Source organism: [Pseudopropionibacterium] massiliense (genome assembly GCF_900607225.1).
Lineage (GTDB): Bacteria > Actinomycetota > Actinomycetes > Propionibacteriales > Propionibacteriaceae > Arachnia > Arachnia massiliensis.
Genome location: NZ_LR027842.1, coordinates 3,260,992 through 3,267,981, shown reverse-complemented (window position 1 = coordinate 3,267,981; position 6,990 = coordinate 3,260,992). Strand labels below are relative to the sequence as shown.

Genomic DNA, 6,990 nt, shown 5'->3' with positions numbered 1-6,990 from the left:
CAGGACCTCTGAAGCTCGACGATTCGCCTCGCGACCGTCACCGCCTTGCTGTTGCCCTTCCGGGCGGCCAGTGCGGCGACGTTCGGCAGGTCGACGGCGATTCCCGCGGCCCGCACCTCCGGGAGGTAACGCAGTACCGCCTCCAGCGCCGTCACCGTCGCCGCCGTGGTTCTCCGCTGCCCCGCGAGTTCCTCCGCGATTGTCACCAGCAACGGCCATGCCAGGGCCAACCCGCCGGCGTCGGCGACGGTGCACAGGACCGTCACCGTCTTCGCGGGCGAATGGGGCCAGGTCTCGTGTTTTGCCCGCGGCATGTCGTTGAGTTCGTCCCACCAGGGGCTCCGCCAGGCGTCGACGAGGTCGCCGGGGCGCAGGCGGCCCTCGTCCCAGGCGGTCAGGAGGGCCTCGGCGACGCGGTCGCGGTCCTTCAGTGCCGCCCCCGAGATCACGGCGAGGGCGACGAACGACAGCACCGGTCCGAATCGCCCCGCCACCCACGCGATCGGGAGGAAACCGGCGACCGCATCTGTGGGATAGTTGTGCCCGAGCTCCTGCAGGACCAGCGCCGCGGGTCGGGTCGGGTGTGCCGGGAGCAGCATCAGGGCGGCCTCGGAATCCGAGTCGTACAAGATTGAGCCGCTGGGCCGGACGTGAACCTCGGTGCCGTCGTCCCCCACCGACTCGATGTGGATCACCGTGTTGGGGTCCGGTTCCGGCCAGGCCTCGGGCAGGTCCCGCACCACCTCCCAGTAGAGTCTGCGATCCGGGTGGAACCGTTCCGCCCAGGCGTTGCGCAGCCCGAGCGGCCCGAACGTGCCGGGCTCGTCGCCGTCGGCGATCAGCCTCGCCACCGGGCGGTTCAGGTACGGGCGGTCGTCTTCGGCCGCCGGGCTGAGCCGGAGCACGCCGGGGCGGGGTTCGTCGCGCCAGCGGGCGAGCACCCCGGACAGGCGGACCTCGACGCCGCGGATGGGCAGGTCGAGGTCGGAGACATCCCGCGGGGCGCAGGTGCGGTCGAGGCGGGCCAGGGCGACGGCGACGTCGGTGGGCACCAGCTCCACCCCGGCCTCCCGGAACCTGCCGATCCGTTCCCGGAAGGCCTCCCAGGAGATGTGGAACCCCTCGTGGGTGGGGGTGGACAGCAGGCAGGGCAGCTCGCCGAGCAGTCCGAGGACGTCGCGGGCCCGCTGCGCAGCGAGGAAGGACAGGGGACCGCCCGGCGACGCGGCGGGCCGGATACCCTGGCCGGGGACGATGGTGCCATCACCCAGGCACACGACCAACCGGGTCAGGAAACCACACCAGCCCTTCGGCGACACGTTCCTCCCGATCAGCCGGACCAGATACTCGGGGCCACCTGCGCGGGCGGTGGCGACGAGGGCCGCGAGGAGACGCTCGTAACGGAAGGCACTCAACCACCACCGGGTGTCGATGTCGGTGAGCAGCGCCAGCAGGGCGGGTTCGTCGAGGACCAGGGCGTCCTCGGTGAACCCGGGAAGAGGCTCCGGCACCGGCAGCGACGGTTCCCGCCACAACCCGAGGGGCTCCTCCTCGGGCGGGGCGGCGTCCCAGCCGTCCAGGAGCTCCCGGGCCAGCCCGGCGGTGGTGGTATCCGCGCCGGCGACCAGCGCCTCGACGGTCCCGACGAGATCCTGCGACGGCGCCCCCAACCCGCGAAGGGCCTTCAGGACATCGCGTTTGACGCCCTTCTCCTTGCGGACCAGGACGTCGAGGGCCAGGGCGGTCAGGTCGTCGTCGCCGAGGCCGTCGGCCAGCAGGCATCCGGTGAAGAGTTTCACGACGGTTTTGTCGGCGTTCGGCAGGCCCGCCAGCAGGCGGTGCCGTTCCGCGGGGAGCAGGTCTTCCAGGTTCAGCGCCCGCAGCCAGTGCGCGACGGCCTGCTGCGCGGTGGGGCGGTCGCCGCGTTCGACGACCCGGAGCAGCGCGTCCAGCAGGGCGGGGTCGTTCGTGGGTTCCCGTTCCCGCAGGGCCTTCGCCTTCTCGCGGATGTCGGCCTCGTCCCTGCCGAGGCCGGGAAAGGTGAGGGCGTTCGGGGATTCGCAGGCCTGCAGGAAGTGCTCCTGCCAGCGCGTGCCGGGCGTGGGATCGGAGTTGTTGCTGGACCAGCCTGTCCAGTAGTTGGTGTGGTCCGCCCCTGGCAGCGGCAGCCCCAGGGTGACGCACAGGGGGCCGACGAGATGGCTGATCTGCCAGAGGTTGTCGCGTTTCCTCAGCAGGGCTGCCACGAGTTTCTCCACCCAGTCCGCGCCCCGGTCGGCGAGCAGGGCCACCGCCTCGTCGATGGCGTCCTCGTCTTGCAGGGAGGTGACGGTCGAGAGACCGAACGTCGCAGCGGTCTGGGCGGGGGTGCTGCCCAGCGCGGCGGTGAGCAGCATCAGGCGTGCATCGGGGATCCACCATCCGTCGGTCAGCGCAGCCTTGATGGTGCGACGGCCCTTCTTCAACACCCGCGACCTCGATGCCCGTTCCTCGGGGTCCATCGACTCCAGTTCCTCGATGAGGCGCCCAAGGTTGGCGGCTTCCTTGGTCATCCGGACGAGGTCGGCCTCCTCCGGGGTGAGTTCCCGGTCAGTCATGGTTGGGTGGTTCTCCCCTCGACGATGGGCCGTGTGGTGTCGGTCGTGTGCCAGTGCTCCAGGAGCGAGACGGCCAGCCGCGCGGTGGTGGCGTCCGGTTGGGTGGCGAGGGAACCGACGACGTCCAACAGTTCGGGTGGGGGTGCCTCCAGCGCGGTGAGGGCCTTCAGGAGGGTGCGTTTCGATGCCTTCTCCCGGCGGTTCAGCACGATCAGTGCCAGCTCGGTCAGTTCGTCCGGTGTGAGGTCGCAGGCCAGGAGCTGCCTGATGGCGAACTTCACGACGGTGTTGTCGGCGTTCGGGATGGCCGCCAGCAAGGGGGCGCGTTCCTCCCGGATCTGTTTGTCCAGGTCGAGGGCCTCCAGCCACAGCAAGGCCATCCGTTGCGCGCCGGGCCGGTCACCACGTGCGAACACCCGGAGCAGGGCCCGTGCCAGGGCCGGGTCGTTCGTGGGTTCCAGCTTTCGCAGGATCTCGGCCGACCGTGCGACGTGATGGGCGTAGTCGGCCTGCCCGTTCGCCGTCCCCGCCAGCACGTCGGGTACGGCACAGGCGGCCAGGAAGTGTTCCTCCCAGCGTTGCTCCGAGCGGGGAATGGCCAGTTCGTGTGCCCAGAGCTGCCAGTACCCCGGCCGGGTGGGCAGCGGAAGGTCGTGGGCGACGACGAGAGGATGCACCAGCCGGGTGTGGATGCCGACGTCGGGTTTGTCGAGGATGGCGTCTACCAGTTGCTGCCCCCAACCGGGGTCGCGGGCCAGCAGGGCCTCCCGCACCCTGCCGAAGACCTCCTCGTTCTCCCACAGTTTCCAGACCCACCAGGAGGTGACCATGCTCGCGACCTGGGACGGGGTGGAGTCGAGCAGCGCCACCAGGACGATGCCGCGATGCCAGGGATCCAGATCCGTCGCGTGGTCGCGATGACCTTCTCGTTCGAGGCGGCTCCGCAGCGCGGGGAGCTCACGGTCCAGAGCCGTCGATGCGGCCTTCCGGTCGGCCGGTGACAGCGCATCGATGGCGGCGACCAGTCCTTCGAGGTCCCGGGGTGCCCGCAGGAAGGAGTCGAATCGTTCTCGGCCCCACGAGATGTCCGTCATTGCTGCTCCTGATCGTTTCGGGTGCTCGATGCCACAACATCTCCATGTTTGCTCGTGATTCCAGTGGTGTGCATCGGGGCGGCGCCGAGGGGAGTCGATCGGATCCGGGGATCCCGCAGAGATCGGGGGGGCGTGAAATTCGTGGGCACAGGGGACGGGGGTTCATCCGGTACCGGATGAACCCCCGACTTATGCATGGTTGACCTGAGCAGAACACGAGCCAGGAAGCTGAGGATGGCAGATGTCCTACCACCTGTCAGTGTAGTGGGCCGGCGATGCCGGGCAACATCGCTCGGCGTTTCGCCCCCCGACCGGGAACGACCGCGGCGGGAATGGGCTGCGCCCGATCGTTGTGGTATCCGTTGAATCCTGCTGAACCATCCGGGAGGTCCGATGAGAATCTGGTCGTTGCATCCGGAATACCTCGACAGGCAGGGGCTTGTCGCCTGCTGGCGGGAGTCGTTGCTGGCGCAGAAGGTCCTCGCCGGGAAGACCGTCGGTTACACCCGGCACCCGCAGCTCGCCAGGTTCCGGGCCCTCGACGACCCGCTGGCCGGGATCGGCTGCTACCTGCGGGGACTCGCGGACGAGGCCGCGCGGCGGGGATACCGATTCGACGTCACCCGGATCACGGAACCCGACCGTGCGCTCACGCTCACCGTCACCCGAGGACAGCTCGACGTCGAGGCCTCCCACCTGCTTGCCAAGCTGAAGGGGCGCTCACCCGACCGGGTCCCGGGATTCCCCGCGTTCGCGGACCTGCGTGCGCACCCGCTGTTCACCGTCGTCCCGGGACCGATGGCCGATTGGGAGCGTGCCCGGCCGTGACTTCCTCCGGGTCACAGGGCCTGCACGATCAGTTGCGCGATCTTCACGGCCTTGAGTGAAACCGTCCGGGTTGCCAGGGCGGTGGCGTTCGGCAGGTCGACGGTGACTCCAGCGGCCTGCACCTCGGGTAGGTGGTGCAGCACCGCTTCCAGGACCGTCGAGTCCGGCGCCGGGATCACGTCCTGGCCCGCGATCTCCTCCGCGATGCCGGTCAGCAGCGGCCACACGAGCGCCAGGCCACCCGCGTCGGCGATGCGTCCCAGCGTCGTGGTGATCCGCGGGACCGAGATCTTCCAGGACCTCCGCCACGGGCTGTTCCAGGCCGCGACGAGGTCGTCGGGGGTGAGGCGTTCCTCGTCCCAGGCGGTCAGTATCAGGGCGGCGGTGCGGTCGCGTTCCTTCTCCGTCGCGTCAGAGGCCAGGATCAGGGAGACGAAGGATGCGACCGGCCCGAACCGGGGGGCCGTGGCCACGAGGTGCTCGAAGATGTTGAGGGCGAACGTTCCCGAGGCCTGGAGCGCCAGTCCGGCGGGTCGGGTCGGATGCTCGGGCAGCGTCACCAACACCCACGGATCCTCCTGACACGGGTGAACCGGCCGGTAGGGGAGCGCCCAGTGGCTGCGGATACCCAGCAACTCGTGGACGGTGGGCTCGTCGCCGTCGACCTCCACGCGCATGGCGGACGCGACCCCGTTCTTTTTCTCGGGGGCGGGCAGGAACCGCAGTTCACCGGGTCGTGCCGGGTTGTTGCGCCAGTGGTCGATCACCGTCGCGAGGTCGGCCGTCACGCCGTGGATGGGTTGCTCGAAAGCGGACAGGTCCTCGGGTGTTGTGGAGCGGTCGAGTCGCGCGAGGGCCACCGCGATGTCCGTGGGAAGCACCTTCACCCCGGTGTGCCGGTAGTGCCGCGCTCGCCCGGCGAACACGTTCCAGGCGATGTGGAAGTCGGTGTGGGTGGGGGTGGACAGCAGGCAGGGCAGCTCACCGAGCCGGCTGAGGACGTCGATGGCCCGCTGCACGGGCAGGAAGGTCAGGGGTTTCGACTCCGACGTCACCGGTCGTCTCGGCTCTCCCTCGGCGCGTCTGCCCAGCCTCTGCAGAAGCCGGGCCAGGAGCGATCTGTGGGAATTGATGTACCTGATGCTCGTGCGGATCGCGTGTCTGACCCGGTTCGGGCCGCGAACGTGTGCCGTGGCCACGAGAGCGGCCAGGGCGTGTTCCTGAAGGCCGGGATTGCCGCGTCGATCGGCGTCGAGTTTCACGATCAGCGTCTCCAGGTCGGGGTCGTTGAGGACCAGGGTGGTGCCGGAGAGGCTGCGCAGCGGCTGCGGGCAGCGACCTGCGGGTGTACGCCACAGGCCGGGTTTCCTCGTTCTCGTTTCCGAGTGGTCGGCGATGGAGGAGGTGGAGCCGGGGGGTGGTTCCTCCGGGGTCCCGTCGGCACTGCGGTCCCAGTGTTCCAGGAGCTGTTTCGCCAGCGCGGCGCTGGTGGTGTCCTGCTGCGTCGCGATCAGCCGGACCGCGTCGAGAAGATCCTGCGATGGAGTGATGAGTCGGGAGACGGCCTTCATCATGGCGCGTCTGAGGGCTTTCTGCGGGTGCGGCAGGACGGTGAGTGCCAGATCGGTGAGCTCGGTGTCGGTGAGGTCGGTGGAGAGCAGCTGTTTGACGGCCAGCCTCACGAAGGAGCCCCCGGCCCTGGGCATGGCCTTGAACACGTGGTTTCGCTCGGTCGGGAGCAGGGGGATCAGGCCGAGTCCTTTCAGCCACAGCATTGCGACTCGTTGGGCGTTGTCCCGGTCGCCGCGGGCGAAGATCTGGAGCAGGGCACGCAGCAGGGCCGGATCGTCGGTGGGTTCGATGGCGCGCAGGTCGTGGATGTCGCGGGTGATCCGGTTCAGGTAGGTGGTTCTGTCGCCGCGACGCACCACGAAGGCGTTGGGCGCGGAGCATGCGGCGATGAACCTTTTCTCCCAGCGGCAGTGAGGGGTGGGTGCCGAATGGTTTCGCATCCAGCCCGACCAGTAGCGGGAATCCGTGGGCAGGGGCAGGTCGAAGGTGTTGATGAGCGGATCCAGCAGTGGGGGGAGGTGCTCGGCCAGACTGGTTTTCTTGAGGGTGGCCGCGACGAACCTGCGTGCCCACTTCTCGTCGTGGGCGGCGACTCGTTCCACCACGTAGTCGTGCGCAGGCCTGTCGTTTGCCAGCTGCCGGATGGACCACTCGGTCAAGGTGGCGACCATCTGTGTGGGCGTGGTGTTCAGGAAAGCGGCCAACACGACGCAGCGGTACTCCAAACCGAAGGGTGCCCTGCTGCGCAGCACCGGTAGTGATTTCTTGGCCAGGGCGCGTTGCTCCGGTGAGAGCCGGCCCAGTTCGTCGAGCAGGTCCCCGGTTGTCCTGCTCCGGTTGACGATGCGCTCAAGCGCCAGTTCCTCCGGGGTGAGTGACCTCTCTGCCATGTTCCTGGT

Annotated in this window: 4 protein-coding genes; 1 reads left to right on the top strand and 3 read right to left on the bottom strand. The window is 69.0% G+C overall.

Annotated features, from left to right (window positions below; all coding sequences use genetic code 11):
- The coding region (locus E0E39_RS14575) for a DUF7824 domain-containing protein (protein WP_165444828.1) at window positions 1-2,597 on the bottom strand (2,597 nt) is incomplete at its 3' end.
- Window positions 2,594-3,691 (bottom strand): hypothetical protein, encoded by a 1,098-nt coding sequence (locus E0E39_RS14570; RefSeq protein WP_130875404.1) that lies wholly within the window; start codon window positions 3,689-3,691, stop codon window positions 2,594-2,596. The genes E0E39_RS14570 and E0E39_RS14575, both read right to left, overlap by 4 nt.
- Window positions 3,692-4,084: 393 nt before the next feature.
- Between E0E39_RS14570 and E0E39_RS14565 the strand changes: the two genes are divergently transcribed.
- Entirely contained in the window at window positions 4,085-4,519 is a 435-nt protein-coding gene (locus E0E39_RS14565; protein WP_130875403.1) for a pyrimidine dimer DNA glycosylase/endonuclease V, read from the top strand.
- Window positions 4,520-4,530: 11 nt separating this feature from the next.
- Here the strand turns inward: E0E39_RS14565 and E0E39_RS14560 are convergent, their stop codons facing one another.
- Window positions 4,531-6,981: a DUF7824 domain-containing protein gene (locus tag E0E39_RS14560; protein WP_130875402.1), complete on the bottom strand. Its 2,451-nt coding sequence runs from the start codon at window positions 6,979-6,981 to the stop codon at window positions 4,531-4,533.
- Between the last annotated feature and the right edge of the window lie 9 nt (window positions 6,982-6,990).